Source organism: Cryobacterium flavum, assembly GCF_900103805.1.
GTDB classification, from domain to species: domain Bacteria; phylum Actinomycetota; class Actinomycetes; order Actinomycetales; family Microbacteriaceae; genus Cryobacterium; species Cryobacterium flavum.
This window is the reverse complement of the sequence record NZ_FNIB01000003.1, coordinates 217392-244118: the sequence shown is the minus strand read 5'-3', so window position 1 is coordinate 244118 and position 26727 is coordinate 217392. Positions and strand designations below refer to the sequence as shown.

Sequence of the window (26727 nt, the reverse complement as noted above, 5' to 3'; positions counted from 1 at the left end):
TTTGCACGACCAACGAGAAGAACGGAGAACACGGTGAGCACATTTGGTGGCTTGAACACCGCGTACACCGGCCTCGTTGCCGCGCGCCAGGGCCTCGACGTGGTCGGGCAGAACATTGCCAATGCCAATACGGAGGGTTACACCCGCCAGCGCATATCGACCTCCGCTCTCGGCGCCACGGCCCCGACCGGCATCTTCACCCAGGGCGCCCGCGTCGGCGAGGGCGTTGCCATGGACGGCATCGCTCGACTGGCCAGTGCCCAACTGGATGCCCGCGTGCGAGCAACCGCCGCAACCGCCGGCTATACGGCGGTGCGTGCAAACGCGCTCGGTTCGGTTGAGGACTCGCTCAACGAGCCCGGCAAAAACGGCATCTCAGCCAAGCTCGACGAATTCTGGGCCGGCTGGCAGACCCTATCGAACGGCACCGACACCGCAGCCCCCGCAGCGCTGCTGCTCGGCACGGCCGGCGAACTGCTCACCCAGATCTCCGAGGGCTACCAGGCCGTCTCCGACGAGTGGTCGAACGTGCGCAGCGACCTGAACAATATGGTCTCCGAACTGAACGGCGCGGCCACCCAGGTCGCAGCGCTCAACGTGCAGATTCGCCAGAGCCTCGCCACGGGCGGTACGGCCAACGAACTGCTCGACCAGCGCAGCGCCCTCACAACCACGATCGCCGCCCTGACCGGGGCGAGCGTCACCGAGCAGGCCGACGGCACCGTCACCGTGCTCGTGGGCGGCAACGCACTCGTCTCCGGCGGCACCGCGCATCAGGTGCAGGTCACCGCCGACTCTCCGCGAGTGATGCAGGATAGCCGTGACGTAACCCTGGTGTGGGCCGACAACGCCGGCACCGCCGTGACCATGGACCGGGGCGAAATGGCCGGCGCACTGTCTCTGCTCGGCGAGGCCAACGTCAGCGGGTCCGGTGGCGCGCTGGCTGAGGCTGCCGCGTCGTACAACACGTTTGCGACCGAACTGAAGGCCACGGTCAACGACATCTACAAGACCGGCTTCAACCAAGACGGCGACGATGGCTTCGAGTTCTTCTCGTCTTTAGATGGCGCACCCGCCGCACAGGCTCTCAGTATTGTGCCGAAATCATCCGCTGACATGGCCGTGCGGGCGTCTGCGACGTCGGGCGCCTACGACGGTACCATAGCGGATGCCATCGCCCAGCTCGGCGCCGGATTCGCGACCGACGTCGACGGCGCGATCGTCTCGCCGAGCACCACGTGGTCTGACTTCGTCACCAAGACCGGCGTGCTCACGCAGACCGAGTTGAAGTCAGCCGCACTGGCCAGTTCGACCGCGTCAGGCGCTGCCAACCAGCAGCTCGCCAACTCCTCGGTGGACCTCGACGAGGAGAACGTCAACCTGCTGATGTTCCAGCACGCCTATCAGGGCGCGGCCCGCATGATGACGGCCGTCGACGAGATGCTCGACACGCTGATCAACCGCACCGGATTGGTCGGGAGGTAGCTCATGGTCGATCGGGTAACTACTCACACCCAGATGCGCGCTGCCCAGCGCAACCTGCAGGAGAACATGACGCACCTCGCGCGGCTGCAGGAGCAGGCGAGCACGCTCAAGTCCATCAACCGTTCCTCGGACGATCCGACCGCGGCTGCAGCGGCTATGGCGGTGCGCGCCGAGATGCGTGCGGTCGATCAGTACAGCGCCAATGCCGACAATGGCAACGACTGGCTGACCACCATCGAATCCTCACTCGGGTCAGTCTCGGACATCATGAACCGCGTGCGGGACCTCACCGTGCAGGGCGCCAATTCCGGCTCGCTGTCAGCGACGGCCAAAGAGGCCATTGCCATTGAGATCGACGGACTCAAAACCGATCTCCTCTCGCAGGCCAACACGAAGTTTCTCGGGCGCAGCGTCTTCGCCGGCAATTCGGACGCTGCTATGGCGTTTGCCGCAGCGGGCACCGACAGCACCGGAGCGACGATCTACGCATACTCGGGCGACACGGCGGGCGCAAGCAGCGTCGAACGGCGCATCAGTGCCACGAGCACCGTGCGGGTCGACGCAGCAGGCGCGACGATCTTCGGCAAGGATGACGAAAGCACCGGCTCGTCATCGGTTTTCGCATTGCTCGACAATATTGTCGCCGACCTGCGCTCGACCAACAGCGCGGTCAACGTGGGCTCTCGCCTTGAGGAACTCGACACAAGGATGGCCATCATGACCGGTCAACGCAGTGAAATGGGTGCCCGCCAGGTGCAGATGGAACGCGCCCAGTCAACCCTGCTCGAAAAGACCGGCACACTGGATGCCCAACGATCCGGCATCGAAGACGCCGACCTGGGCCAGGTCATCATTGATTTGAAACTGCAGGAAGTGACCTATCAGGCCGCACTCGCTGTTACCGCCCGTGTACTTCAACCAACCCTGATGGACTTTCTCTCATGACGACTACCCTCACCAGCCCCACCCTCAGCTTCGTCTCTCCCCCGCCCGGGCTGGCGCCGCTCACCGACTTCGTGCTCAACGAGATCGAGGGGGCCGCTGGACTCTACTCGCTGCAGGCATCCGCTCACCCGACCACGCGCCTGTTCGTTCTCGACGCGGCCATCTTTCTGCCCAACTACACCCCGGCGATCTCGAGCGAGCAGTCGATCGCGTTGTCGCTGACGACGCCCGACGATGCTCTCGTGCTCGTGGTCGTCAACCCCGGCGAGAGCACCACGACGGTGAACCTGATGGCGCCCATCGTGGTCAACGCCCGCACGGGCGCCTGCGCGCAGCTCATTCTGGACGACCAGGACTGGCCGCTGCACGCCGAGCTCGGCACCGGCGAAAACTGAGGCCTGGCCCACTTTCCGGGCCCGGGCCCGGTCGATCTGAGCGGGCCGCAGGCACGAGCAAACTAGTGCGACTCAGCGTCGATCAGGGCAGCCTCGAAGGCGACCCAGGGCAGCATGGCGCACTTGACTCGGGCCGGGTAACGCGAGACTCCCCCGAAGGCGGCGGCGTCGCCGAGAATCTCCTCATCGGGCTCGATCTTTCCGCGGGAGCGCAGCATCTCCCGAAAGTTGTCGAGCAACGCGCGTGCCGAGGTTATGCTGAGACCGCGCAGGGTGTCGGTCAGAATCGAAGCGGATGCCTGCGAGATCGAGCAGCCCTCGCCGGTCCAGACCAGGTCGCTCACGGCAGAATCCGTTTCAGCGCCGACGCCGAGCGAGACGCGCAGGGTGACCTCGTCACCACAGGTCGTGTTGATCTGGTGCGATTCGGCTACCCGCCGGCCACCGGCCGCGCCGAGAGCCACGGCCTCGGCGAGTGGCGTGAGTTCGACCGCCCCGTGCCGGGCTTTGGCGTGCTCGAGAATGATCGTCTGATACAGCTGCTGCAAGTCACTCATTGCTTGACTCCGAAGAAGGGGGCGACCTCGGCGAGGGTGGCCAGAAACAGGTCGACCTCATCGGTCGTGTTGTAGAGATAGGTGCTCGCGCGGGTGGACGCGGTCACGCCGAGTCGGCGATGCAGGGGCTGCGCACAGTGATGGCCGACCCGCACGGCGATGCCGGCGTCGTCGAGAAACTGACCGACGTCGTGCGCGTGCACTCCGGCGACGTCGACGGCGGCAAGTCCCAGGCGTTCCACGCCGAGACCGGGGCCGAGCAGCCGTACACCGGGGATTTCAGCCAAGCCGGCAACCAGGCGCTGGCCGAGCTGGGCCTCCCAGGCGTGCACTCGATCCATGCCGGTTTCGCTCAGGTAATCGACGGCCGCGGCCAGGGCGATGGCCTGCGAGATGCGCTGGGTGCCGGCCTCGAAGCGCTGCGGCGGAGCGAGAAACTCAGCTTGAGTCATGTCGACGGTCGTGATCATCGACCCGCCGGTGAGGAACGGCGGCATGTCGGCGAGCAGTTCGGCTTTACCGTAGAGCGCGCCGATGCCCGTGGGGCCGAGCATCTTGTGGCCCGAGAAGACGGCGAAGTCCACGTCGAGCGCCTTGACGTCCACGGGAAGGTGCGGCACGGTCTGGCAGGCGTCGAGCACGACCAGCGCACCGACGCGGCGGGCCAGGGCCACGAGTTCGGCCACCGGGTTGATGGTGCCGGTGACGTTGGAGCCGTGGGTGAAGGCGAGCAGTCTCGTGTGGGGGCCGACAACATCCGCTGCGGCCAGCAGGTCGAGTGTGCCGTCGTCGAGTACGGGAATGAAGCGCAGCGTGGCACCGGTGCGCAGGGCGAGTTGCTGCCAGGGAATGAGGTTGGCGTGGTGTTCCATCTCGGTGACCACGATCTCGTCACCGGCGCCGAGGCTGAAGCGGCGGGCGGCCGGGCCGCCGAGGCCGAGTGAGGCGTTGGAGAAGCTGTAGGCCAGCAGGTTGATGCCCTCGGTGGCGTTGGAGGTCCAGACAATCTCGTCGGTCTGGGCGCCGACGAACGCGGCAACCTTTTCGCGGGCGGCTTCGAACCCCTCGGTCGCTTCGACGGCGAGCGTGTGGGCGCCGCGGTGCACGGCCGCGTTGCGCTGCTCGTAGTATTCCTGCTCGGCTTCCATCACGCTGATCGGATTCTGCGAGGTGGCGCCAGAGTCCAGATAGACAAGCGGATGCCCGTTCACCGTTTGGTGCAGCACCGGAAAGTCGTTGCGAATGCGCTCAACATCGATGTTGGTCAGCGGGGCCAGCTCAGGGTGCTGAGCGCCGTGGGCTGGGGACAAAGCGGACGATGGTGCAAAAGACGTCATACTCAAGGATATTCCCTCGCCCCGAACCCGCACGCCGCGCGGGCGAGTATGACGCGGCGGTGGAAAACCCGGCGGGAGCGTGTGAGGCTTAAGGGGTGACGCAGACTACCGAACAGACCGACCTTCGCGAGGACGTGTCACTCGACCGACCGTGGGTGACCCTGGTCTGGGACGACCCGGTGAACCTCATGTCCTACGTGGCCTACGTCTTTCGCAGCTACTTCGGCGTCTCGCCCAAGCAGGCCGAACGGCTCATGCTGCAGGTGCACAATAACGGCCGCGCCGTCGTGGCCACTGGCAATCGCGAATCCATGGAACGTCACGTCGAAGCCATGCACGGCTACGGCCTGATGGCGACGCTGGCGAAGGCCGACGAGTGAGTCGATTCACCACTCAGCCGGATGGCACCCTGCACGGCCGCTTCGAACCGATCGAAGCCGACCTGCTGCGCCTCGCTACCACCCAGCTTCTCGAGATGCTCGACTCGGGTGCCGATGACCCCTCTCTCGCCGCGAGCGACGGAATCTTCGGGCGCCTGCTGCCCGACGCCTACCGCGACGACGACGACGCGGCCGCCGAGTTTCGCCGGTTCACGGCGACCGACCTGCTCGATCGCAAGGCGCAGAACGCCCAGGTCGTGCTGAATTCGCTGGGTTCCAGTGAAGCGGATACCGACACTCCCGATTCCTCCCCCGACGACGACAGCGACGACCTCCAGCCGCTCACGATCAGTCTCGATCCCGATGCCGTGCAGGCCTGGCTGCGAAGCCTCACCGACCTGCGGCTGACCCTCGCCGACCGGCTGCAGATCACCCCGGACGGGGTCGTGCACCTCCTTGGTGACAACACCCCGTTTCTGCGCGAGCTCTACGAATGGCTCGGTATGCTGCAGGAAGAACTCGTCTACACGATCGACGTCTGACCATCCCGCGTGGCCGAGCGATCGGCGTGCTCGGCCAGCAGGGCTCGTGCAGCGAGTCCGATCACGGCGCTGTAGGTGGGGTAGGCGAATCGCACGTTTGCCAGCGTGGCCACGTCGATCCCCGAAGCCATCGCCGTCGTCACGGACTGAATGACCTCCACGGCGTTTTCACCGACCGCGTGGGCGCCGAGAATGAGCTCCCGCCGGCGGTCGGCGATGAGCTTGAGGAATCCCCGCTGGCGATCATCGATCACCGCCCGATCCAGCAGCGAATAGGGCACCACCGTTACGACGCACAGCTTGTCGCGCCGCCGGGCATCGGCCTCGGTCAGACCGACACCTGCGTAGTCCGGATCGGTGAACCCACCCGCGGGAAGCAGGTGGTGCGGGGTTCGTCGATTGGCATCCAACACGGCGTTCTCGGCCGCGGCCTCTCCTTCGAATTGTGCGGCCTGCACGAGCATATCTCGGCCGTTGGCGTCGCCAACAGCAAAAATGTGCGGTATCGAACTTCGAAAATACGCATCGACGGGAACGGACGAACGACTCGTGACGACACCGGCATTTTCCAGTCCGAGGTCACTGATATCCGCAGGCCAGCCAGTGGCCATGATCACAGCGTCGAAGCTGCTCACACTCTCGAGCCCGTTCTCCCGCCAGGTCAGCGTGATCGAGCCGTCAGCGGCGCGTTGAAGTCCGTCAATTCCGTCGATGCCCAGGCGGAGTATGACACCTTGCTCGACGAAAGCCTGGGCGACGGCGTGCGAGACGGTCTCGTCAGACGTGGCGAGCACGCGGTCGGCCACATCGAGCAGGGTCACAGCCGAGCCGAAGGAACGAAACACAGTGACCAGTTGGGCACCGGTGTTTCCCCCGCCGATCACGGCCAGGCGACTGGGAACACTCGGAAGGTCGAGCACGTGCTCCGGTACCGTCGCGAGCTCAGCTCCTGGAACCGGCAGCCGCCGGGAATGACCGCCGACGCACACCAGTACGGCACCGGCGGTCACCCGACGCCCAGATTCCAGTCTGAGCGTGGAGGCATCCAGAAAGCAGGCGCGCCCCTCAAGAATGAGTTCCACACCGGCGTCAGCGAATCGCGTCGCCTCATTTTTCATCAAACGCACCCGGTCAACGGTTTGCCGGACGCGGACGACGGTGGCGGGCCAGTCCAGGGGGCGCTCGGACACGGAGATGCCGTACGCGTTGGCGGTGCGGATCTCCCGCATGAGCCGAGCCGTTTTCGCCAGTACGCGGGTGGGTACGCATCCGGTGTTCACGCACGTGCCGCCGAGACGGTCAGATTCGCAGACGGCGACGGATGCGCCCAGTTTCGCCGCGCGCAGGGCTGCAGCGGTTCCAGCCGGGCCGGCACCGATCACGACCACATCGAAATGATCAGGAACCGGCCGGTTCGAATCGGCATCCCGTTGTTCGAACGGCATCGTGTGTTCGGAGGTTGGGCCAGCGGTCATCTCGGTCTCCCACCGTCGTAATCGACCAAATAATGACAGCGTCGGCTGGGAATCAACCTGCGGGTGCTCTCGTGTCTGCTAATCCCGGGCCGCCAAAGGTAGTCTGGTCCCGACCAGGCGGGGCGCCTACTCCCGTGCTCGCTTCGCCCTCGTGAACTCAAACCGTGTGCCAGCGCCGCTCGCATGGATGCGCCACCGCATAGTGAGTGGGATTCACAGCATCCAACGGAGACAACAATGGACCTCAGTACCGTGACCCGTATCATCCCGGCTCGAACGCGCAGCGACCTCATCGCGCTCGGGCCGACCGTCGTACCGTTGGCCGGGGGATCCGAGCTGTTTGCCGACCCGCGCGCCCACCTCAGGGCACTCGTCGATTTGCAGACCCTGGGGTGGCCGGCGCTCACGATTACCGAGGATGGCCTCGAGATCGCGGCAACATGCACTCTGGCCGAGCTCTCCCGGCTGCCCATGCAGGCCGGGTGGGCGGCGCATCCGCTTTTTTATCAGTGCTGCACGGCCCTGTTCGGCTCGTTCAAGGTGTGGAATGTGGCGACGGTCGGCGGCAACCTGGCCACCTCGCTTCCAGCCGGGCCCATGATCACCCTCGCCGTCGCGCTCGATGCCGAGCTGCTGGTCTGGCGCGGCGACGGCAGTGACGAGGTCGTACCGGCCCGACAGTTCGTCACCGGCAATATGACCAATGCGCTTGCGGCCAATGATGTGTTGCGTTCCATCCGAGTGCCGCTGACCTCGCTGCAGGCCACGACGGCGTATCGCAAGATTGCCCTGTCACCGCTCGGACGCTCGGGCGCGGTGTTGGCCGGGCGGGTCGACGCCGACGGCGTCTTCGTGCTCACGGTCACGGCGGCGACGCTGCGCCCCGTGCAGCTGCGGTATTCGGAACTGCCCGCCGCCGACGTTCTCGCCGGCGATATTGCCGCGATCGACTGCTGGTTCACGGATGCCCACGGCGCCGCCGACTGGCGACGCGCGATGGGACTGCTGCTCGGCGAAGAGATTCGCGCCGAACTCGCCGCCTCGACCGACGTCGCAAGTCAGTCATGACGCTGGAACAGGCCGCGATGGTCGCCACCGTCACCTTCGAGGTCAACGGCACCCGGGTCGAGGCGACGCCCGCTGCCGGCCAGTGCCTGCGCACGCTGTTACGGGAGCAGGAACACTTCGAGGTGAAGAAGGGCTGCGACACCGGCGACTGCGGCGCCTGCACGGTGCAGGTCGACGGCACACCAGTGCACTCCTGCATCTACCCGGCGTACCGGGCGGCCGGAAAGCAGATCACGACCGCGGCCGGCCTCGGCCAGCCCGGCAATCTCGCGCCCGTGCAGCAGCGTTTCGTCGATTCCGCGGGCTTTCAATGCGGCTTCTGCACGCCCGGCATGGTCGTGACCGCCGCCGCCATCGAAGCCGATGCCGACACCGAACCGGGCGCGGTGCCGCGACTGCACGACCTGCCCCGACTACTCAAGGGCAACCTCTGCCGGTGCACCGGCTACCGCTCGATCACCGACGCAATTACCGGCCAGCACACCCCGCCGGAAGGCTCTTGCCACGTGGTGCCCGGGCGCGAACAGTCGGACGCATCAATGCTCGGCCGGGTGCGTGCGACCGGCCGAGCCGGCCAGGCCGTCGGCCCGGTCGGCACCTCCTCCGGGGCGATCGCCGGAGAACGCGTGGTCAGCGGGCTCGAGCCGTACACCCTCGATGTGGCTATTCCCGGGCTACTGCACCTTGCTGTGCTGGGCAGTCCGCACGCGCATGCACGCATCCGCTCTCTAGATTCCACCAGGGCGGCCGCACTGCCCGGCGTGCACCGCGTGCTCACCCACGCCGACTCCCCCGCGACGCTGTTCTCCACGGCACGGCATGAAAGCCGATTCGACGACCCCGACGACACCCTGGTCTTCGATGCGACGCTGCGCTTTCGCGGACAGCGGGTTGCGGCGGTCGTGGCCGACTCGGTCGCCATCGCCGAGGCCGCCTGCCGGCTGCTCGAGGTTGAATACGAGCTACTCGATGCCGTGTTCGACCCGCAGCTGGCCGGCGCTCCCGGTGCGCCGCTCGTGCACGGCGACAAGGACCCGGTTGTGTCGCGCCTGGCCGACCCTCGGCGCAATCTGGTCGCCGAACTGCACGGCGAATACGGCAACGTCGAGGCCGGCCTCGCCGAGGCCACCACCATCGTCTCCGGCAGTTGGCAAACCCAGCGCATCTCGCACACCCACCTCGAAACCCACGCCACAATCGGCTGGCTCGACCAGAGCCGGCTGAACTTGCGCACGAGCTCGCAGGTGCCGTTCCTGGTGCAGAAGGAGATCTGCCGTCTGTTCGACCTCGAACCGGCCGATGTGCGCGTCTTCACCGCCCGGGTCGGCGGCGGCTTCGGGGGCAAGCAGGAGCTGCTCACCGAAGACCTCGTCACCCTCGCCGTGCTGAAAACCGGGCGGCCGGTGCAGTACGAATTCACCCGCACCGACGAGCTCACCATCGCCCCGGTGCGGCATCCCATGACGCTGGACGTCACCCTCGGAGCCACAGCCGACGGCCGCCTGACCGCCCTGAAACTCGGCGTGCTCGCCGACACCGGCGCCTACGGCAACCACGCGCCCGGTGTGATGTTCCACGGCACGAGCGAGTCCGTCGCGCTGTACCACGTGCCCAACAAACAAGTAAATGCCCAGAGCGTCTACACAAACAACCCCCCGTCGGGCGCCTTCCGCGGCTACGGCCTCGGCCAGATCATCTTCGCCATCGAGTGCGCGCTCGACGAACTGGCCCGCAAACTCCACGTGGACCCGTTCGAACTGCGCCGACTGAACTCGGTGCGGCCCGGCGACCCGCTCGTGGTCACGCACGAGGAAGGACCCGACCTGATCTTCGGAAGCTACGGCCTCGACCAGTGCCTCGACCTGGCCGAAGCGGCGCTGAAGCGTGGCAATGGGGCCGTCGTTCCGGCCGGGCCCCCGTGGCGGGTCGGTACCGGCATGGCGTCGTCGATGATCGCGACGACGCCGCCGCGCGGCCACCGGTCGCAGGCATCCGTTCAGCTGCTCGCGGGCGGCCGCTATCTGGTGCGGGTTGGCACGACCGAATTCGGCAACGGCACCACGACCGTGCACGCCCAGATCGCCGCGACGGCCCTGCACACGACGGTGGACCGCATCGATTTGGTGCACTCCGACACAGATGCCGCCGGCTACGATTCCGGCGCGTTCGGCTCGGCCGGGGTGGTGGTAGCCGGCAAAGCCGTGCTCGCCGCGGCGACCGCGCTGGCCGAGACGCTCAGTTCAGCCGCGGCGTCGCGCAGTGGGTCGGCCGACGTGACGTGGCAGCTCGAACGGGATGGGCTGCGCGCGGCGGGCACGGTCGTCTCGCTCGACGAGCTTGCCTCCTGGGCGACCGCCAACGACATCGATCTGACCGCCACGCGGCGCGAAGACGGAGCGCTGCGCTCCCTGGCCTTCAACGTGCACGCCTTTCGCGTGGCCGTGAACACCGACACCGGTGAAGTGCGCATTCTGCAGTCGATCCAGACCGCCGACGCCGGCTTCGTCATGAATCCCGAGCAGTGTCGCGGGCAGATCGAGGGCGGCGTCGCACAGGCGCTCGGTACGGCCCTGTTCGAGGAGGTGCTGCTCGACGGCGCCGGCGCGGTGACGACCCGAGTGCTGCGCAACTACCACGTTCCCCAGCTGGTCGATCTGCCGGTCACCGAGGTCTACTTTGCGCAGAGTCACGACGTGCTCGGGCCTTACGGAGCCAAGTCCATGAGCGAATCGACCTACAACCCGGTCGCGCCGGCGCTGGCCAATGCGGTGCGTGACGCGATCGGCATCCGTCCCACCGAGTTGCCGATGTCGCGAGACCGCATCTGGCGGTTGCTGCACGGTTGAGCGGATGCTGCGGGCCCGGGTCGCTTAGGCCGGCTCGCGTTGGGCGATGGTGGCCTCGACAGGCTCGACCAACGGGTGTGGCAGGTCGCGTGGGCAGGCTGCGTCGGGCGATGGCTGTCTCAGGAGCAAAAGCGGCCTGATCCGGCGGCAGAATGGCTGAGTTCCCCGGGCCGGCGCGGGCCTGTCGCCCCCACTTCGCGGCGCGCGGCAGTTGATGGCCCCAGCCGCGCAATATTTCGGCCTGATCACGGGGCAGGTCGGGCACGTTTCCAAACCCCCAAATGGGCTGAATCCGATTTCAGTAGGGTGAAAACAGGCACAGCAGCCGCCGGTATTCACACCCGAGAGGACCCTATGACCGACCCCGATCTCGTCATCCGCTCCGAACGGGTACTGACCGCGCAGGGCTTCATTCCGGCCGCCGTCTGCGTCACGAACGGGGTCATCACCGCGATTCTCCCGATCGATGCGGTCATCGACGCCCCGTCAAAAACGGATGTCGCCACCCCCGACCAAGCGCCGACCGCCACCGCCCTGCGTAAGGTGCGCCTCGCCTGGGGCGGAATCTCCGGCCTGCAGGTCAGCCTCGCCGCGGTGTGGTCGGCCGGCCTCGCCCGCGGCCTCGGCCTGGAGCAGGTCGTCGAGTGGATGAGCGCGGCCCCGGCCCGCTTCGTTGGCCTCGCCGGTCACGACGGCCTGGCCGGCAAGGGTGCCATCGCGGTCGGAGCGGATGCCGACCTCGTCGCGTTCGCCCCGGCCGAGGAGTTTCTCGTCGACGCCGAATCCCTGCGGCACAAGAACAAGGTCAGCGCCTTCGACGGCGCACTTCTGGTCGGCCGGGTGCATACGACCTGGCTCGCCGGACGCGAGGTGTTCTCGGTGTACGACGACGTGGCCGGGCGGCCGACCGGAGCGTTGCTCATGCCCGAGGGCGGCATCCGTTTCTAGATCTATTCGAACAACCAGCAGGGAGCACCAGATGTCGATCGTTCTCGGATCCAACCGTTATGGCAAGGCGGAGAACCGCATCGTGCGCATCTACCGGGATACGCCGCGGCATGAGATCCACGATGTGAGCGTGTCGACGGCGCTGCACGGCGATTTCGCGGCGGCGCACCTCGTGGGCGACCAACTGCACGTACTGCCGACCAACACGCAAAAGCAGACCGCCTACTCGTTCGCGAAGGAGAAGGGGCTGCTGTCGATCGAGAGCTACGGCATCGACCTCGCCACGCACTTCGTCGACCACATCGAACCCGTCGCGGGGGCGCGCATCGAGATCGAGGAATTCGCCTGGGAACGCGTGGTCGTGGACGGCGCCGAGCACAACCACACCTGGATGCGGCGCGGCCAGAAAACACGCACGGCGGCGATTTCGGTCGAGGGAACCGGGCCGGCGCAGCAGGTGTGGGTGGTCGGCGGGCTAAAGGACCAGGTGATTCTCAAGTCGACAGGGTCGGAGTTCGCCGGATTCATGCAGGATCCGTACACGCTGTTGCAACCGACCAACGACCGGGTGATGGCCACGTCTTTGACGGCGGGCTGGCGGTTCATGACCACCGACGTGGATTGGGAGGCGATCTATGCCGGCATCAAGCAGATTCTGATGACCCAGTTCGCGCTCGTACACTCTCTCGCGCTGCAGCAGACGCTGTACCGCATGGGCGAGGCCGTACTGGAGGCGTATCCGCTCATCGCCGAGATTCGGCTGTCGGCGCCGAACAAGCATCACTTTCTATACGACCTGTCGCCGTTCAACGTGGCGAACAACGACGAGGTGTACCACGCCGCCGACCGGCCCTACGGACTCATTCAGGCGACCATCACGCACGATGATGCGTCCGACGCCGGTCCCGCCTGGGATTCGTATGCCGGGCTGGTTTAGGTGCTGTGGGCGGCGCGGCGTGACGGGCCGCCCGAACGAGTGGGGCTCGGTTTTGCCGGGCGGCTCGGCGACGTCGGGCCCGGTTCCGGTGGGCACCGTGCAAATCTGCGGAGAGTTTCACGAGATGGTGCCGAAATCGCCGATCTCCCAGGTTCGAGGCGATAATCTCCGTAGATATGTACGAAGCATCGGGTAGAACGGTCTTCCGCGGCCACATCTTTCACATTGCCGACGCGCCGACCGTGGATCAGGCCCGTTCGCACCTCGTTTCGGTGCCCGACGGCGCCCTGGTCACGACGGCGGGCGGCACGATCGCCTGGGTCGGTCCCTTCGCCGAGCTGCCGACGGCGTTCGCCGCGCTGCCGGTGACCAGGACCGGGTACATCCTGCCGGGGTTCGTCGACACCCACATTCATTTTCCGCAGACCTACACGACGGATGCCTACGGCGGCGGCCAGCTACTGGAATGGCTCGACGAGTGCGTGTTTCCGGCGGAGTCCCTGCTGGAAGACCCGGGGTTTGCGCGACAGGTGGCGCGGGATTTCACGAGAAGGCGGGCATCCGTCGGCACGACCAGCGCCCTCGTGTTCGGGTCGGCGTTTGCGCCGGCGCAGGACGCGCTGTTTGAAGAAACCCAGGCGGCCGGCCTGCGGCTGGTGAGCGGGCGCGGCATCCAGACCGTGGGCACCGACTCGGCCGCCACGCTTCTGACTAGCGAGGAGCAGGCTCTTGAGCTCGCGGCCGCCGAGATCGACCGCTGGCACGCCGTCGACACCGGTACGGCCCAGACCGCGCTGCTGCAGGTCGCGATCGTGCCGCGATTCAGCCTTTCGGTGACGCCGACAACCCTGGCCGGGCTCGGCGAACTCTACGACTCGGTGCGCGGGCGCGGCGTCTACTTTCACAGCCACCTCAACGAGAACGACCGGCCCGATACCGGCGAGATCGCCGCCGTGCGATCGGTGTACGGCACAAAAACGTACCTCGACACCTACGACGGATGCTTCCTGCCGGGCTCAGCCCGCGGCGGCACCTCGCTGCTCGGGCGGCGCAGCATCCTGGCGCACGCCGTGCACTGCCAGGACTCGGAGCTCGCCCGCCTGGCCGACACCGGCACGTCGATCGCACACTGCCCGACCTCGCAGGGGTTCCTCGGCTCCGGCACCATGCCGTGGCGTCGCACAACGGGTTTCGGCGTGAATGTAGCGATCGGAACGGATGTTGGCGGCGGCGACGAATGGCTCGTCGCGCGGGTGCTCAACGACTGCTACAAAGCACATTTGTCGGAACCCGGCGAGGCCGGCGTGGCGATCGACCCGGCCGCGCTGCTGTTCACCGGAACCCTTGCCGGCGCGCGAGCCCTCGACATGGAGGATCGGTTCGGCAACTTCGATCTCGGCAAGGACGCGGACTTTCTGCTCATCGACCCCGATCGCTGGGAATCGCTCGCGCTCGTGCTCGCAAACGCCGTGCGGGCCGACGACGCCGCGCTGGCCGCTGAGCAGACTCTGTTCGCGCTGCTGCTCGCTTTACGGGAGCCCGCGATCACCGGGGTGTATGTGCGCGGTCGCCGGGTGAGCGTGGAGTAGTCGCGGGGTGGTGCATCCGCCCAAGACTCACGCCTCGGCGTTCGAAACTCACGGCTCGGCGCGGTCAGCGGCCTCGATAGGTTGAATAGGCGAACGGGGCGAGCAGCAGGGGTACGTGATAGTGCTCCGCAACGTCGGCGAGGTCGAACGTGATCGTCACCTCCGGGTAGAAGGTGTCCCGCCCGGCCTGCGCGAACCAGGCTCCGGTATCGAAGCTGATGCGGTACCGGCCGGCTGGCAGCGCCGCCGGGCCGAGCGCGGTGAGGCGCCCGTCAGCATCCGTTTCGCCGGTCTCGACCAACACCCACGCGGTGCCGACGCGCTGCTCCAGCGTGACCGCCACGCCCGCCGCGGGCCGGCCGGTGACGGAGTCGAGCACGTGCGTCGTGACGTGGCTGCGTGCCGCGACATCCGCGAGCTCCAGTCCCGGCGTGCGCGCCGCCCGCTCGGCGCCGTCCGCGCTCATACCGCGCCAGCGTCGAGCAGGGCGGCGAGGCGCAACAGGGCGATGTCGCGCAGGAGCAGCGCACCGGCCTCGACGTAGGGGGCGCCCGCCGCGACCTCCTCGGCCCAGCGGTCGACGGCCAGGCAGGTGTGCAGGCGGTCGCGCAGCGCAGAGACCGAGAGAGTCAACATGGTGCCCAATCTACTCACCAGGGCGCCTCGAGTTCGTCGAGGTCTTCGTACACCTGCGTGATGGCGGCGATGCGGGTGCGGGTTTCGCGCACGTGCGCCCCCATCGCGCCGGTCGCGAGCAGGTTGATCAGGCTCATCGCCGTGGCATAGCTGTCGAAGGCCGAAGCGCTATCGATCGGGCATTCCAGCCAGACCGCCGCGCCGTCGGCATGCTTGCGGGCCGACGGGTCGGCGATCAGCACGAGCGGGATCCCCCGCCGCTGGATCGCCGCGACCAGCTGTCCGAAGCCCGCGGTGCGGCGCCGAAAACCGAGCAGAACGACCACGTCGTGCGGGCCGAGTCCGGCCAGATCCTCGCCGATCGACTGCCCGGGCAGCGGCGCAAGCCGTACGCTCTGGCAGGCCTGGGCGAGTTGCTGGCGCAGGTGCAGGGCCAGCGGGTAGCTGTTGCGCAGCCCGATCACGACGACGTTGCCGGCGTGCGCGATCAGCCGCGCCGCGGCATCCAGTCGACCGTCTTCGAGGTTTTGCAGCAGTCGCCGCAGGTTCTCCTGCTCACCCTCCAGGTGCGCGGCCAGGCGCGACGGCGTACCGGCGGAGGCTCCCGCCCCACCCACCGGGGCGCCGTGACTGCGCAGGGTGCGCGCGTGCTCGCGTACCTCGGCGGAATCCTGAAAGCCCAGCCGGCGAAACAGTCGCGACACCGTGGCCTTGGAAACACCGCTAAGTCGGGCCAGCTCCGACGCGTTGTACACCGCGAGGTCGCTCAGGTGATCGAGGATGAAATCGGCCACCCGCTGCTCCTGCGGCGACAGCTCGCCGTAGCGACCGTCGATGCGCTGCCCGATGTTCATCGTGTCGGTCACCTCAGAGCCGCACGTGCGTCGTACTCGGAGTCCATCTCGTCGGCGTCGTACTGGTCGGCCAGGGCCAGCACCGCTGCTTCGAACGCATCGAGCGCGACGGCCACGTCGGCCTCGGTGACCGATTCGTCGGGGTGGTGACTGACGCCGCCGAGGCAGCGCACGAACAACATGCCGATGTCGGTGAGCGCCGCGATCGCCATGGCGTCGTGGCCAGCCATAGAGAACAGCGTCGTCGGCGACGACTCACCACCAGCCAAGCGGATGCCGGTCGCCACGGCCGCCCGCAGGTGCGGGCTGCAGTGCGCGGCCGGTGCGCCGTGAGTTTGAACGCTCGTCAGCGTCAGCCCTCGGCGTTCGCAAATTTGCTCCGCCGTCTGCTCGATCAGGGCCCACGCCCGGTCTCGTTGCGGATCAAACTCGCCGCGCAGGTCGAGACTGAACTCGACCCGCCCCGGAATGACATTCACCGCGTCGGGAAAGAGGGCGAGGTGACCGACCGTGCCGATCAGGTCCGCCTCGCGGGCAATGCGTTCGATCGCGAGAATGACCTCGCTCGCCCCGGCCAGGGCGTCTCGGCGCAGCGCCCACGGCGTTCCGGAGTGCCTTGCAGCCCCCTCGATCACGACCTGGAACCGTCGGGCTCCGGCGATCGACGACACGACGCCGAGCGCGAGGCCGGCGTCATCGAGTACTGCGCCCTGTTCGATGTGCGCTTCGAGGTAGCCGATCAGTTCGACCGGGGTGCGCGCGGCCTCGCCGATCAACGCCGGGTCGAGGCCGAACGCACGATAGGCCGCGTCGAGGCTCACACCGTTCGCATCGAGCCGGCCCCACCACTCGTTCTGCCAGGTTCCGGCCAGGGCGCGGCTGCCGAGCAGGGTGGTGCCGAATCGGGTGCCCTCTTCGTCGCCGAAGGCGGCCACCTCAAGGGCAAACGGTAGGGGGCGACCCGACTGCGCGAGGCGTTCGGCCACCGCGATGGCGAGCAGCACCCCGAGGATTCCGTCGTACCGCCCCGCCGCAGGAACCGTGTCGAGGTGCGAACCGAGCAGCAGTGCGGGTAGCCCGGGGGTGGCTCCTTCGAGCCGACCGCACTGGTTTCCCGCGGCATCCTGCCAGGTGGCCAGGCCGGCCGCGGTCATCCACTCGGCGGCGAGGGCGTTCACGGCGGCGTGTTCGGGCGAGAGGTAGACCCGCTCGATCAGGCCGTTCGGCAGAGAGCTGTGCCGGGCGAGCTCGTCGCACCGGTCGAGGATGTCGGCCGCGGTCGTCACAGGGCATCCTGTCGCGCGTTATCGGCGTACACATCGTAGGCGGCGCCCACACCGCTGCCACCCACAACGGATGCCCCGGCGCGGCGCAGCACCTGCTCGAGCGCGGCGAGGGTGGTCAGCACGGTGTCTTGGCGGGCGTTGTAGCCCATGGTTCCGATGCGCCAAACTTTGCCGTGCAGTGGGCCGAACGAGGTTCCGATCTCGATGCCGAAGTCGTTCAGCAGGGCCCCGCGCACGCTGTCGCCGTTCACCCCGTCGGGGATCACGACCGCGACGACGTTATTCATCTTGTGCCCGAGGTCACCAAACGTATCGAGGCCAAGAGCCTGTACCCCGGCCAGCATCGCGGCGCCGTGCCGACGGTGCCGCTCAACGGCCTCCGGCAGCCCTTCCTCCACGAGCAGCCGGGCGCATTCGCGGGCACCGTCGATCAGCGAAACCAGGGCGGCCTCGATGCCGGCCCGGGCGGTACCGTGCACGAGCAGCGTGTGCTCGTTCGTGGTGCCGAAGACGGTGCGGTAGAACGCTTGCGTCTCGGTCATGTAGCCGGTCATGGCGGGGTCGTACTGGCCCACCAGTTGTGCCGCCATGGCGTGCAGCACCCGAGGATCGGCGTTGATCGGGCCGGGACCCATGAGAAGTCGCGCGGGCGGGTTGATCGGAAGACTGGAAATGTGTTTCACTCCCTCGGCATGGTGAAACAGGTGTTTCAGGTGCCCAGTTTAGGCAGCAGACGTTTCCTGCACGTTACGGGGATGTCGCAGTGTTGAAACCCGGTGGCTCACCCGAGCGCGGTGGCCAGTTCCACTGCGGCATCCACGAGCGCCAGGTCGCTGAACCTCGGCCCGACCAGGCACAGCCCGAGCGGGCCACCGCCCACCGAAAGCAGCGGCGCCGACAGGGCCGGGTAGCCGCCGATCGCGGCCAGGCAGGTCAACGCGAGGGTCGCGCTGCGGCTGCGATCGAGCGTCGCCGGGTCGCTGTCGCGGCGGGGCGCCGTCGACGCGGTGCTCGGAAGCAGCAATACCCGGTCGTTCAGAATGTGGTCCAGTCGCTCGCGCGCTACCGCGAGAACGCCCCGCGCCGCGCGGTCGGCGCTGCCGGTGACCTGAGACGCCCCGGCGAAACGTGCGGCCACATCGGGGCCGAGCGCTCCGGGGTGGGCGCGCACCCAGCCGCCGTGGATCTGCCAGGCCTCAGCCGCCTGCACGGTGCGAAAGGCCTGGAACAGGGCGGTGACATCGCCGACATCGACGAGATCGACCGGCAGTCGGCTGGCAGCACCGAGAAACTCCGCCTGCACGTCGTCCTCCAGACCGAAAACAACGGATGCCGCCACCGCGTAGCGCTGCGGCGCAATACGTTGCAGGTGCGGTTCCACCGACGCGACCACGGCCGCACGCAGCACGTCGGGGGTGCGGGTGAGCCAGCCGACCGCATCGAACCGCGGCGCGAGTGGCAGCAGTCCACTGCGATTCACGGCGTCCTGGGTGCTCCGAAGGCCCCACAAACCCTGGTACGACGCGGGCACGCGAATGGATCCCGCGGTGTCGGTGCCGAGCCCGATGTCGGCGTGGCCGAGCGCGACCGCTGCGGCCGGGCCGCTCGACGACCCGCCGGGGAGCCCATCGGGAACCCGCGGGTTCGGCGGGGTGCCGTAATGCACGTTGGCTCCGGCGATACTGTAGGCGAACTCATCGGTCTGCGCGATACCGCGCACACTGGCGCCCGCACCGAGCAGTGACCGCAGGGCCGGGGCGCTTTCCGTCGCGACGGACTGCTCGCGCAGGTATTCCGGACTACCGGCGCCGACAGCGAAACCGGCCACGTCGTAGAGATCTTTGACGGCGACGGTCAAACCGTGCAGCGGAGCGCCGGTTTCACTGCCGGATTCGCTGCCCACGAGGGGGTTGCCCAGGACCCGCCAAATGCTGGTGTCAAAGGCCGGCACCGCTGCCGAACGCATCGAATCAACCACGAAAGTCGGCCACTCGAATGCGGGCGTGCACGCCGGTGACACGGTCAACCACCTGCGAGATGTTGAAGTCGGTTGCGGCGCTGAGATAGGCGTAGGCGAGGGTGCGATCCATGCCGTAGCGGGCGGCGAGCAGGTTGATTGCCGCCCGCACGCACTCGCGCACAGCCTCGTCGAGGTCGACGTTCAGGCCGGTCGGCACGAGAAAATCGCTCGTCTCGGCGAGTGGGCCGACGAGCGCGCCAAACTGTGTGAGGGCATCCGCTTGGCTGATCACGTCGAAGCGTACCCTGACGCGCAGCGACGCCTCCATGGCCGTGAGGGCGACCGCGCCATCGCCCTGAGCGAAGTGCGGGTCGCCGACGTAGGCGAGCGCGCCCGGGACCTGCACCGGCAGGTACAACGACGATCCAACGGTGAGCAGGTTGATATCAAGGTTGCCGCCGTGCGCGCCCGGCGGCACGGAATGCGCCCGAACGTCGCCCGCGACGGCGACGCCCATGATGCCGAGGAACGGGTTCAGGGGAAACCGCACCACCCGGTCGCCGCCGGGCTGGAGCGGCAGTGTGCCCACTTGACGGCCCTCGTACTCCTCGACGGCCGCGAACACGCTCACATTTTCGTTACCGAGCGGATACTCGCCCGGCAGGGTGCCGCGACCGTGCCGGTTGGAGATGATTCCGTAGGGCACACGCGGTGTCGCCTCGAGGACGGTCATTTTGAGCAGGTCGCCGGGCATCGCCCCGCGCACGTGGATGGGGCCGGTGACAACGTGCGGGCCGTCGCTGCCCGGGTCGCGGTCGATGTCCGAGGCGGCCAGCGCGACGGCGTCGTCGAGTACGAATTCGCGCGGCACACCGTTTCGGCCGAAGAACGCGGCCGGGTCGCGGCCCTGATCTTCGAGCACCCCCTCGTGGCTGATCGTGTCGATGGTCAGCTCCTCGCCCGAGTCGACAGTGATCACACCCACGTCCCGCGCGCACGGCAGACGCCCCCAGAGCACAGTATTGATAGTCGCGGGAAGATATTGCCCCGAGCGGATGCTGCAGCGCTGCGGCTGAAGGATCAAAGCGTTCATCGTAGCCTTCCAGACAAGCAGGTACCAAACAACGCGCCGAGCGACGCATCGTTGTTGATCCGGCGAGGGCCAGGCCGAATCGGAGTGAATTTCACGCGGCAGGGCTGAAAATATCGGGCTCTTCCTGCGAGCGTATAGCGCCGCGGCCAGCGAAACGCCCATTCACCCCCGTGGTGGGGGGATCGTGACCGTCGCAGGATTGGCCCGTACGATGGCAGGCATGCAGACGCCGCAGCCCGCCAGCCACGCCGCGGGGCTGGTGCTCGCCGCCGGGGCCGGTTCACGCTACGGTCAGCCGAAGGCGCTCGTGCACGACGCCGCCGGGCACTCCTGGCTTCGGCACACCATCGATGTCCTGACAGCGTCCGGCTGCTCCCCCGTGATCGTGGTACTGGGGGCCCGCGGGGCCGAGGCCGCGGCGCTGCTTACGCCTGCGGCATCCGTTCTAGTCGTGCAGGCCACCGATTGGGCCGACGGGCTCTCTGCCTCGCTGCGTGCCGGGCTGCTCTGCGCTCTCGATCAGCCCGGTCTGACCAGCGTCGCCGTGGTTCCGGTGGATGTGCCCGACCTGAATCAGGCGACGATCGAGCGGATGATCGGCACCAGCACCGAGACCACCCTGCGCCAGGCACGGTTCGCCGGGCAACCCGGTCACCCGGTCGTGATCGGCCGCGCACACTGGGAGCCCCTCATTGCTGGTGCGACCGGTGACTCCGGCGCCGGTCCCTATCTGCGCTCGCACGCGGCCGAGGCCGTCGAGTGCGGCGATCTAGGCACCGGAGTTGATGTCGACCGGCCGAACTGACCGGTTGTGTAGAGGGCCGGGCCCAGCTTAGGAAGCCGGGACCATGATCTATCCTGGGCCCAGTGTCCGGGTCCGGCCCGGAGAGAAGGGGCTAACCTCGGGCGGGCACCCGGGTGACTGCCGCGTAGGCGCGCGACGCTCCGGACTGCAGGGTCAATGACACCGCGAGTAAGTCGAGGTGGGTGCGCGCGGAGCCGGTGAGGCGCAGCATCCGCTCACAAGCCTCCCGCAGGTCGAGAACGGTCGCGGTGTTGGGTGGCAGAGACGTGCCGAAGCCGGCGTCGTCGAGGGCGGCCGCCCCGGCAAACTGGTCGGTTGAGAACGGGAGCACGACGAGCGGCACCCCCTCGCGCATCGCCTCGGTAACCGAATTATTGCCGCCGTGCGTCACGGCGAGGGCGGCATCCTGCAGCAGGCGCACCTGCGGCAGGAACCCGCGCACCAGCCAGGAGTCGGGGATGGGCCCGAGCACTGTGGGATCAGTCGCCCCGACAGCGAGAGCGACCCGCACCGGCAGGCCTCTCAGGGCGGCGGCAACGCGCGTGAGCACATCACCACGTACCGAGAGAAAACTTCCAAAACTGACGTAGACCACGGGCAGCGAATCTGCGGCCAGCCACGCCTCGACCTCGGGATCGACAGCTTCGGTGCGCACGGCGGAGCCGAGAAAGACGTGCGGCGGCAGCGCCTTGGTGCGCTCGGGGGCGTGCAGTTCGGCCGGGTAATTGAGAAGCAGCACGTCGCCGCACTCCTGGAAGGCGTCGCGGCTCGGCGTCGCCTGGGGGTCAAGCTTATGCAGGGCGTCATTCCACTGGCGGGTGAACGAATCCCGCACGGCCTCACACTGCAATTCGAGCAGGGTGAGTTCAGTCGCATCGGGCGCGAACACGGCAGGCCAAGAAGGCGGGTAGCCATAGACCTCGGTTTCAACGGGCAAGGCCGACGGATGCCCGAGCACGACGTCGGCGTGCGGCACTCCGGCGCTGAGCAGGCCGAGCCGGGCACTGAAGGCGAGGTGGTCAACGATGATCTGGTCTGGCCGCACCTTGGCGACGATGCGCTGCACCTCGCGGGCGATCTCTACCGGATTGTAGAGCAGGTCGCTGCTGCGCGCCTTGGCTTGAAAACGCAGGACATCAACCATGCCGCGGCGGGTGGCGTCGAAGAAGCCGCGCAGGGCATCGTCTTCACCGACGGGCTGCTGTTCGGCCCGAATCGTGCCGGGGTTGGAGCCGCGGCCCAGCTGCAGATTCTCCCGTTCGAACCCGAACGCGGTCACGATGTCGGCCGTCGCCGGACCGGTCGCCACCACGACGCGTTCGCCGGCCTGCGCCCAGGCGGTACCGAGCGTGGCGAGCGGGTACAGGTGCGAGGCATAGTCCGGGCTGATGATCAGAAGGGTCACGACACGCTCAATTCCCAGGCGATCGGCTCGCTGGCCAGAGCAACGTCACGGTAGACCTCCGTCAGGATCGACGCCATTGCCTCGATGGTAAACCTGTTCGCGACCATGCTGCGAGCCCGTGCCGCGTTGGCGCCACCATGCGCTCCCGCCGCCAGGGTCAGCGCGTCAGTGATGGAGTGGGCCAAGGCGTCGCAGTCACCGGTGTCGACGAGCAACCCGGTCACGCCGTGCTCAACGTAGGTCGCCGGTCCGCCGCCGTTGGGGGCAACCACTGTGAGCCCGGTGGCCATCGCCTCGAGCAGTGCGATGCCGAACTCCTCTTTCATGCTCGCGCAGACATAGACGCCGAGCGGAGCCGCGAGGCCGGGACGTCCATAGCGGGCGGCGGCAAGCCAGCGCGCGACGGTGTCGTTGGCGCGGTGCCCAGCCAACAGCAGGCCTCGAGTTGATGCTTCGGCGCCCGCCACTGCTGCCTGCATGCGGTGCAGCTCGATGCCTTCATCCCGCGACGGATGCTCCAGGTCGCCACCCACAATCAGCAGGTTGCAGCGAGCCTGCAGTTTCGGGTCGCTGCTCCACGCCTCGACCAGGGCGGCCATGCCCTTGACCCGGTGCAGTCGGCCGACGCTGATCAGCAGCGGCAGTCCGCGCCGGTCGGGCGGGAGCGTACCGAGCAGGGCGTCGAGCTGGTCGAAGGCCACGGCGGCCGGTTCGACGGCGGCCCGCGCGTGGGCGGCGCGGGAGACCAGCAGGCTGCCGCCGGTGAGGCCGAGCGAGCCGAGGGCATCCGTTCGCGAACGGTCGATCACTGCCAGGTCGATACCTTCGGGAATGACGGAGTGACGTTCGGGGTGCGCGTCGATGTCGATGCCGATCAGTCGTTCGATGTCCTGCTGCAGTTGCGGGCGCGGAAACAGCACGGTGTGGGCGGCATCCGCGGCGAGGCGCTGCACCAGGCGGGCGCGAAACCAGAAGTGTTCGGCCGCGTCGACGGTGCCGAAATTGGCCCGGGTGAGCGCGCCGCTCGATTCGAGAGAGTCGATCACGCCGTGCGGGTCGGGTGCCACGGTGAACACCACCGGAATGTCGAGGTCGCGGGCGACCGTGGCCGCGGCGAGGCTGCCGACGTCGGCCATGCGCAGGTGAATGGCGTCGACCGTGCCGGCCGAGCGCAGAATACGACGGATGCCGCGCTGCGCGGCCACCCGGCGCGGCCACGCGTCGATCGACGGCACCGGACTACCGACGAACGGAACGGCCGCAAACGAGTGCCCGGGCTGGGTCGATCCGACGTCGGAGAGAGCGTCGAGCGCGTACTCGTGGGTGCCGCGGGAGATGGTGATGACCCGGTCGACCCCGGCTGCCGCAGAGTTCGGCCCCCCGGCCGGACCGGCGACGAGGGCGTCGCCGAGGCGCACCAGCAGTGTGGCGATGCCGCCATTGTCGCCGACGCCTACCTGAGAGAGCTCACCGTCGATGTCGGCGTGCAAAAACAACTGGGCGATCGTGGCGCTCTGGCTGCCGTGCTGCCACGATCCGCGCGGGGCCGCCGTGGCCGTGAGGTCGAACAGGGCCAGGCGGGCGACCGCGGCGAGTTCGAGGCTGTCGTCCGGGGCGTTGTCGTCATGGGCTTTGTCATCGGGGGCCTCGTCGGGAGCCTCGGCACCGGGCGTGAGGGCATCAGCTTGGGATAGCGTGGAGAGCAACGACATGACGGCCGGTGTCGGGGCCCGGTCGCCGAGTGCCGCGATGGCGACGACGCGAGCGTGCAGTTTCTCGGTGCGATCGACGGCGACGCGGCGCAGCAGGCGCTCCGGTATCCGGCCGGGGATAAGGCCGATGGTCTCGACCAAGCGGGCGCGGGCATCCGCTTCGCTCGTGCCGAGCAGGATGCCCTCGAGGAACAGGCCTACCTGATCTGCAGCGGAGGAGCCCCACTGCTCGAGGGTGCGCTGGGCGAGCATGCCGGTGAAACCGCCCTGCCGCACGAGTGTGACCAGCCCAGCAATGGCGTCGTAGCGGGGCAGCCGGGTGCCGAGCGCCCAGGCAGCGTGCTCGCGCAGGAACGCCGAGTCGTGGTGCAACAGGGCCACGAGAACCTCGTCGGCCGAGTCGTCGAAGACCTGGGCGAGGGCGTGCACCGCTGCAATGGCGGTGAGCTGATCGGCGGGGTCGGTCGCCGCCTGGGCCAGCAGCCGCACGGCGCGAACACCGCCGTCGCGTGCAGCCGCCACCGTGAGATCGTCAGCCCGACGGATGCCGTCGAGAATGGTGGCGGCAGAGCGCTGCTCGTCCAGGGCAGTGTGGGTGGCCACGAGCTTCTCCTCCCCGCGGACTTCTCCACGGATCGATCGCGGCGATTCGGGCACGCCGCGAGTGAACGGGGCTTCCCTCGGCCAGTCCACGCCGAGAAACTCAGGAATCCGAGCACTGATGTGGCCGGACCAGATTTAGCTAGCTGAGTTAGCTAATTCCCCATTCGTCATCATGGCATGAATTAGGGCCTCAAAGCTGGGAGACTTCTCACATCGCCTGAAAGCGCCGGATTTGTAGCGAAATTCTCGATCCTTTGCCGGAATACGAATAGAGTCACGCCCCAATGAATGGAGCGTGACTCTATGCTGGTGACGCGCGTTGACCGGCCCGGGTTTAGCCGAACAGGGCCGTCACCTTCGCGAGTGTCTGAGAAATGCCAAAGGCCAGCGGGATCCCTACCAGCGCCCAAGCCACGATGACTTTTAGAACCTTCATGCGTGCGCCTTCCTAGCTGTTGCACCGACGAGCGGCTTTTCGGGTTCGTGAAAGTCGGTGTGAACCGGTCGCACGAAAAGGTTCGCCACAAAACCAACAACGAGCAGCCCAACCATGGTGAGCAGGGCCGGCTGATAGGCCGCGGCCGTCAACTCACCCGGAGCGCCCTGAGCATCGAGGAACGAGTTGACAATGAGCGGACCGGCAATGCCGGCCGCCGACCAGGCCGTCAGCAGGCGACCATGGATGGCCCCCACCTGAAAGGTTCCGAACAAATCCCGCAGGTAGGCCGGAGCTGTAGCGAAACCGCCACCGTAAAAAGAAATGATAACGAAGGCCAGTACAACGTAGAGCGCCGTCGTACTCGATCCGAAGAGCGCCAGCAGCACGTACAACACCGTGCCAACGCCGAGGTACACCATGTAGATGTTCTTGCGTCCGGTCTTGTCCGACGTGGCCGACCAGGCGAATCGTCCGCCCATGTTAGCGAGCGACAACAAGCCCACAAAGCCTCCGGCAACGGCCGCCGAGACCAGCGAGTTGCCGTCGCTCTGCCGGAAGAAGTCCTGGATCATCGGTGCGGCCTGCTCGAGAATGCCGATACCGGCCGTGACGTTGCAGAACAGGACGACCCAGAGCAGCCAGAACTGACGCGTGCGAATGGCGTTCCTGGCTGAAACGTGGTTGCTCGTGACGAGGGCCTTGACCCGCACCTTCGACGGATCGAAACCGGCCGGCACCCAATCAGCAGCCGGAACCTTGATCGTGAAAGCCCCGAACATCATGTACGCGAGATAGACCACGGCGAGGGTGAGAAAAAGCTTGCCCACGGAGTCGCCGCTTGCCACCCAGTTCGCTGCCCCGGAGTTGGGGTCATAGAAGCTGAGGAGCGCCGTCGACACTGGGCTGGCGATGAGGGCGCCGCCGCCAAAGCCCATGATGGCCATGCCGGTAGCGAGGCCTGGGCGGTCCGGAAACCACTTGATGAGCGTCGAGACGGGCGATATGTAGCCGATGCCGAGGCCGATACCGCCGATGAAGCCGTAGCCGACGTAGACCAGCCACAGCTGGTTCGTAAAGATTCCGAGCGAACCGATGAGGAATCCGCCCGACCAGAACAGTGCCGCGACGAACATGGCCTTGCGCGGCCCGTTGGTGTCGACCCAGGTACCCATGATGGCCGCCGACAGGCCGAGCATCACGATGGCGATTGAGAAGATCACCCCGATCTGCACCAGGCTGGCGTCGAAGTGCGCCACAAGCGCGGTCTTGTAAACACTCGTGGCGTAGGCTTGGCCAATGCAGAGGTGCACGGCGAGTGCGGCCGGCGGAATCAGCCAGCGGTTGAATCCGGGTGGGGCGATGGTGCGGTCTCGGTCGAGCCAGCTCATGGAGATATCCTTGCTGCCGGTATGGCGATAGCGACTCTGCTG

The 26727-nt window shown here is 67.4% G+C and carries 25 protein-coding genes; 11 read left to right on the top strand and 14 right to left on the bottom strand.

All coding sequences use genetic code 11. The features are described 5' to 3' along the window. Nucleotides 1-33: 33 nt before the first annotated feature. From flgK to BLS91_RS05385, 3 genes are read left to right on the top strand one after another with little or no spacing between them, the layout of a single operon-like run. On the top strand, nucleotides 34-1485 hold the full coding sequence (gene flgK, locus BLS91_RS05395) for a flagellar hook-associated protein FlgK (RefSeq protein WP_092339703.1): 1452 nt from the start codon (nucleotides 34-36) through the stop codon (nucleotides 1483-1485). Between the two features lie 3 nt (nucleotides 1486-1488). After that, complete coding sequence (flgL, locus tag BLS91_RS05390) at nucleotides 1489-2430, top strand: flagellar hook-associated protein FlgL (RefSeq protein WP_092339702.1); 942 nt, start codon at nucleotides 1489-1491, stop codon at nucleotides 2428-2430. Then, nucleotides 2427-2825 (top strand): flagellar assembly protein FliW, encoded by a 399-nt coding sequence (locus tag BLS91_RS05385; protein WP_092339701.1) that lies wholly within the window; start codon nucleotides 2427-2429, stop codon nucleotides 2823-2825. The genes flgL and BLS91_RS05385 overlap by 4 nt, the downstream gene beginning before the upstream one ends. Nucleotides 2826-2887: 62 nt before the next feature. On the opposite strand, the gene sufU is transcribed toward BLS91_RS05385, so the two are convergent. Then, nucleotides 2888-3382, bottom strand: coding sequence for a Fe-S cluster assembly sulfur transfer protein SufU (gene sufU, locus BLS91_RS05380; RefSeq protein ID WP_092339700.1), 495 nt, complete (start codon nucleotides 3380-3382; stop codon nucleotides 2888-2890). Further along, on the bottom strand, nucleotides 3379-4719 hold the full coding sequence (locus tag BLS91_RS05375; RefSeq protein ID WP_092339699.1) for an aminotransferase class V-fold PLP-dependent enzyme: 1341 nt from the start codon (nucleotides 4717-4719) through the stop codon (nucleotides 3379-3381). The genes sufU and BLS91_RS05375 overlap by 4 nt, the downstream gene beginning before the upstream one ends. A 95-nt stretch (nucleotides 4720-4814) precedes the next feature. On the opposite strand from BLS91_RS05375, the gene clpS reads away from it, so the two are divergent. Together clpS and BLS91_RS05365 are read left to right on the top strand one after the other, a co-directional pair. Further along, complete coding sequence (clpS, locus tag BLS91_RS05370; RefSeq protein WP_092339698.1) at nucleotides 4815-5099, top strand: ATP-dependent Clp protease adapter ClpS; 285 nt, start codon at nucleotides 4815-4817, stop codon at nucleotides 5097-5099. Continuing rightward, nucleotides 5096-5641 carry a DUF2017 family protein gene (locus BLS91_RS05365; protein WP_092339697.1) on the top strand — a complete coding sequence of 182 codons (546 nt, stop codon included), beginning with the start codon at nucleotides 5096-5098 and terminating at the stop codon, nucleotides 5639-5641. The genes clpS and BLS91_RS05365 overlap by 4 nt, the downstream gene beginning before the upstream one ends. Here the strand turns inward: BLS91_RS05365 and BLS91_RS05360 are convergent. Next, on the bottom strand, nucleotides 5623-7116 hold the full coding sequence (locus BLS91_RS05360; protein WP_241983188.1) for a dihydrolipoyl dehydrogenase family protein: 1494 nt from the start codon (nucleotides 7114-7116) through the stop codon (nucleotides 5623-5625). The two genes, BLS91_RS05365 and BLS91_RS05360, sit on opposite strands and share 19 nt — an antisense overlap. A gap of 237 nt (nucleotides 7117-7353) precedes the next feature. Between BLS91_RS05360 and BLS91_RS05355 the strand changes: the two genes are divergently transcribed. From BLS91_RS05355 to BLS91_RS05335, 5 genes are all read left to right on the top strand, one after another. Further along, the gene (locus BLS91_RS05355; protein WP_167552418.1) at nucleotides 7354-8184 is read left to right on the top strand and encodes an FAD binding domain-containing protein; all 831 of its coding nucleotides are present in this window, start codon (nucleotides 7354-7356) and stop codon (nucleotides 8182-8184) included. Next, complete coding sequence (locus tag BLS91_RS05350) at nucleotides 8181-11030, top strand: molybdopterin-dependent oxidoreductase (protein WP_241983189.1); 2850 nt, start codon at nucleotides 8181-8183, stop codon at nucleotides 11028-11030. Before BLS91_RS05355 ends, BLS91_RS05350 begins: the two co-directional genes overlap by 4 nt. A 354-nt stretch (nucleotides 11031-11384) precedes the next feature. Then, nucleotides 11385-11978 carry an amidohydrolase family protein gene (locus BLS91_RS05345; protein WP_092339695.1) on the top strand — a complete coding sequence of 198 codons (594 nt, stop codon included), beginning with the start codon at nucleotides 11385-11387 and terminating at the stop codon, nucleotides 11976-11978. Nucleotides 11979-12009: 31 nt separating this feature from the next. Continuing rightward, on the top strand, nucleotides 12010-12915 hold the full coding sequence (gene pucL, locus BLS91_RS05340) for a factor-independent urate hydroxylase (RefSeq protein WP_092339694.1): 906 nt from the start codon (nucleotides 12010-12012) through the stop codon (nucleotides 12913-12915). A gap of 176 nt (nucleotides 12916-13091) precedes the next feature. After that, nucleotides 13092-14504 (top strand): amidohydrolase family protein, encoded by a 1413-nt coding sequence (locus tag BLS91_RS05335; protein ID WP_092339693.1) that lies wholly within the window; start codon nucleotides 13092-13094, stop codon nucleotides 14502-14504. Nucleotides 14505-14568: 64 nt separating this feature from the next. On the opposite strand, the gene uraH is transcribed toward BLS91_RS05335, so the two are convergent. The 7 genes from uraH to BLS91_RS05305 all read right to left on the bottom strand — a co-directional run bounded on the left by uraH (nucleotide 14569) and on the right by BLS91_RS05305 (nucleotide 20333). Continuing rightward, nucleotides 14569-14970: a hydroxyisourate hydrolase gene (gene uraH / locus BLS91_RS05330; protein ID WP_092339692.1), complete on the bottom strand. Its 402-nt coding sequence runs from the start codon at nucleotides 14968-14970 to the stop codon at nucleotides 14569-14571. Continuing rightward, nucleotides 14967-15140 carry a hypothetical protein gene (locus tag BLS91_RS19885; protein ID WP_158252880.1) on the bottom strand — a complete coding sequence of 58 codons (174 nt, stop codon included), beginning with the start codon at nucleotides 15138-15140 and terminating at the stop codon, nucleotides 14967-14969. The genes uraH and BLS91_RS19885 overlap by 4 nt, the downstream gene beginning before the upstream one ends. Nucleotides 15141-15154: 14 nt before the next feature. Next, entirely contained in the window at nucleotides 15155-16006 is an 852-nt protein-coding gene (locus BLS91_RS05325; protein ID WP_241983190.1) for a MurR/RpiR family transcriptional regulator, read from the bottom strand. Beyond that, nucleotides 16003-17280 (bottom strand): allantoate amidohydrolase, encoded by a 1278-nt coding sequence (locus tag BLS91_RS05320; RefSeq protein ID WP_092339691.1) that lies wholly within the window; start codon nucleotides 17278-17280, stop codon nucleotides 16003-16005. Before BLS91_RS05320 ends, BLS91_RS05325 begins: the two co-directional genes overlap by 4 nt. Continuing rightward, nucleotides 17277-17915: a pyridoxal-phosphate-dependent aminotransferase family protein gene (locus tag BLS91_RS05315; RefSeq protein ID WP_092339690.1), complete on the bottom strand. Its 639-nt coding sequence runs from the start codon at nucleotides 17913-17915 to the stop codon at nucleotides 17277-17279. The genes BLS91_RS05320 and BLS91_RS05315 overlap by 4 nt, the downstream gene beginning before the upstream one ends. A gap of 146 nt (nucleotides 17916-18061) precedes the next feature. Beyond that, a complete protein-coding gene (locus BLS91_RS05310; protein WP_092339861.1) occupies nucleotides 18062-19246 on the bottom strand; it encodes an amidase family protein in 1185 nt (394 codons plus the stop codon). A 4-nt stretch (nucleotides 19247-19250) separates the two neighbouring features. Then, the gene (locus tag BLS91_RS05305; protein WP_092339689.1) at nucleotides 19251-20333 is read right to left on the bottom strand and encodes an acetamidase/formamidase family protein; all 1083 of its coding nucleotides are present in this window, start codon (nucleotides 20331-20333) and stop codon (nucleotides 19251-19253) included. A gap of 220 nt (nucleotides 20334-20553) precedes the next feature. On the opposite strand from BLS91_RS05305, the gene BLS91_RS05300 reads away from it, so the two are divergent. Beyond that, the gene (locus BLS91_RS05300; protein ID WP_092339860.1) at nucleotides 20554-21138 is read left to right on the top strand and encodes a nucleotidyltransferase family protein; all 585 of its coding nucleotides are present in this window, start codon (nucleotides 20554-20556) and stop codon (nucleotides 21136-21138) included. 91 nt (nucleotides 21139-21229) lie between these two features. Here BLS91_RS05300 and BLS91_RS05295 read toward each other — a convergent pair whose 3' ends face one another. From BLS91_RS05295 to BLS91_RS05285, 4 genes are all read right to left on the bottom strand, one after another. Then, complete coding sequence (locus tag BLS91_RS05295) at nucleotides 21230-22543, bottom strand: glycosyltransferase (RefSeq protein ID WP_092339688.1); 1314 nt, start codon at nucleotides 22541-22543, stop codon at nucleotides 21230-21232. Next, nucleotides 22540-24858, bottom strand: a complete 2319-nt coding sequence (locus BLS91_RS05290; RefSeq protein WP_092339859.1) for a glycosyltransferase — start codon at nucleotides 24856-24858, stop codon at nucleotides 22540-22542. The genes BLS91_RS05295 and BLS91_RS05290 overlap by 4 nt, the downstream gene beginning before the upstream one ends. A 334-nt stretch (nucleotides 24859-25192) precedes the next feature. Next, complete coding sequence (locus tag BLS91_RS21125) at nucleotides 25193-25294, bottom strand: MFS transporter small subunit (protein ID WP_420838491.1); 102 nt, start codon at nucleotides 25292-25294, stop codon at nucleotides 25193-25195. After that, entirely contained in the window at nucleotides 25291-26685 is a 1395-nt protein-coding gene (locus tag BLS91_RS05285; protein ID WP_092339858.1) for an OFA family MFS transporter, read from the bottom strand. The genes BLS91_RS21125 and BLS91_RS05285 overlap by 4 nt, the downstream gene beginning before the upstream one ends. Nucleotides 26686-26727: the final 42 nt, after the last annotated feature.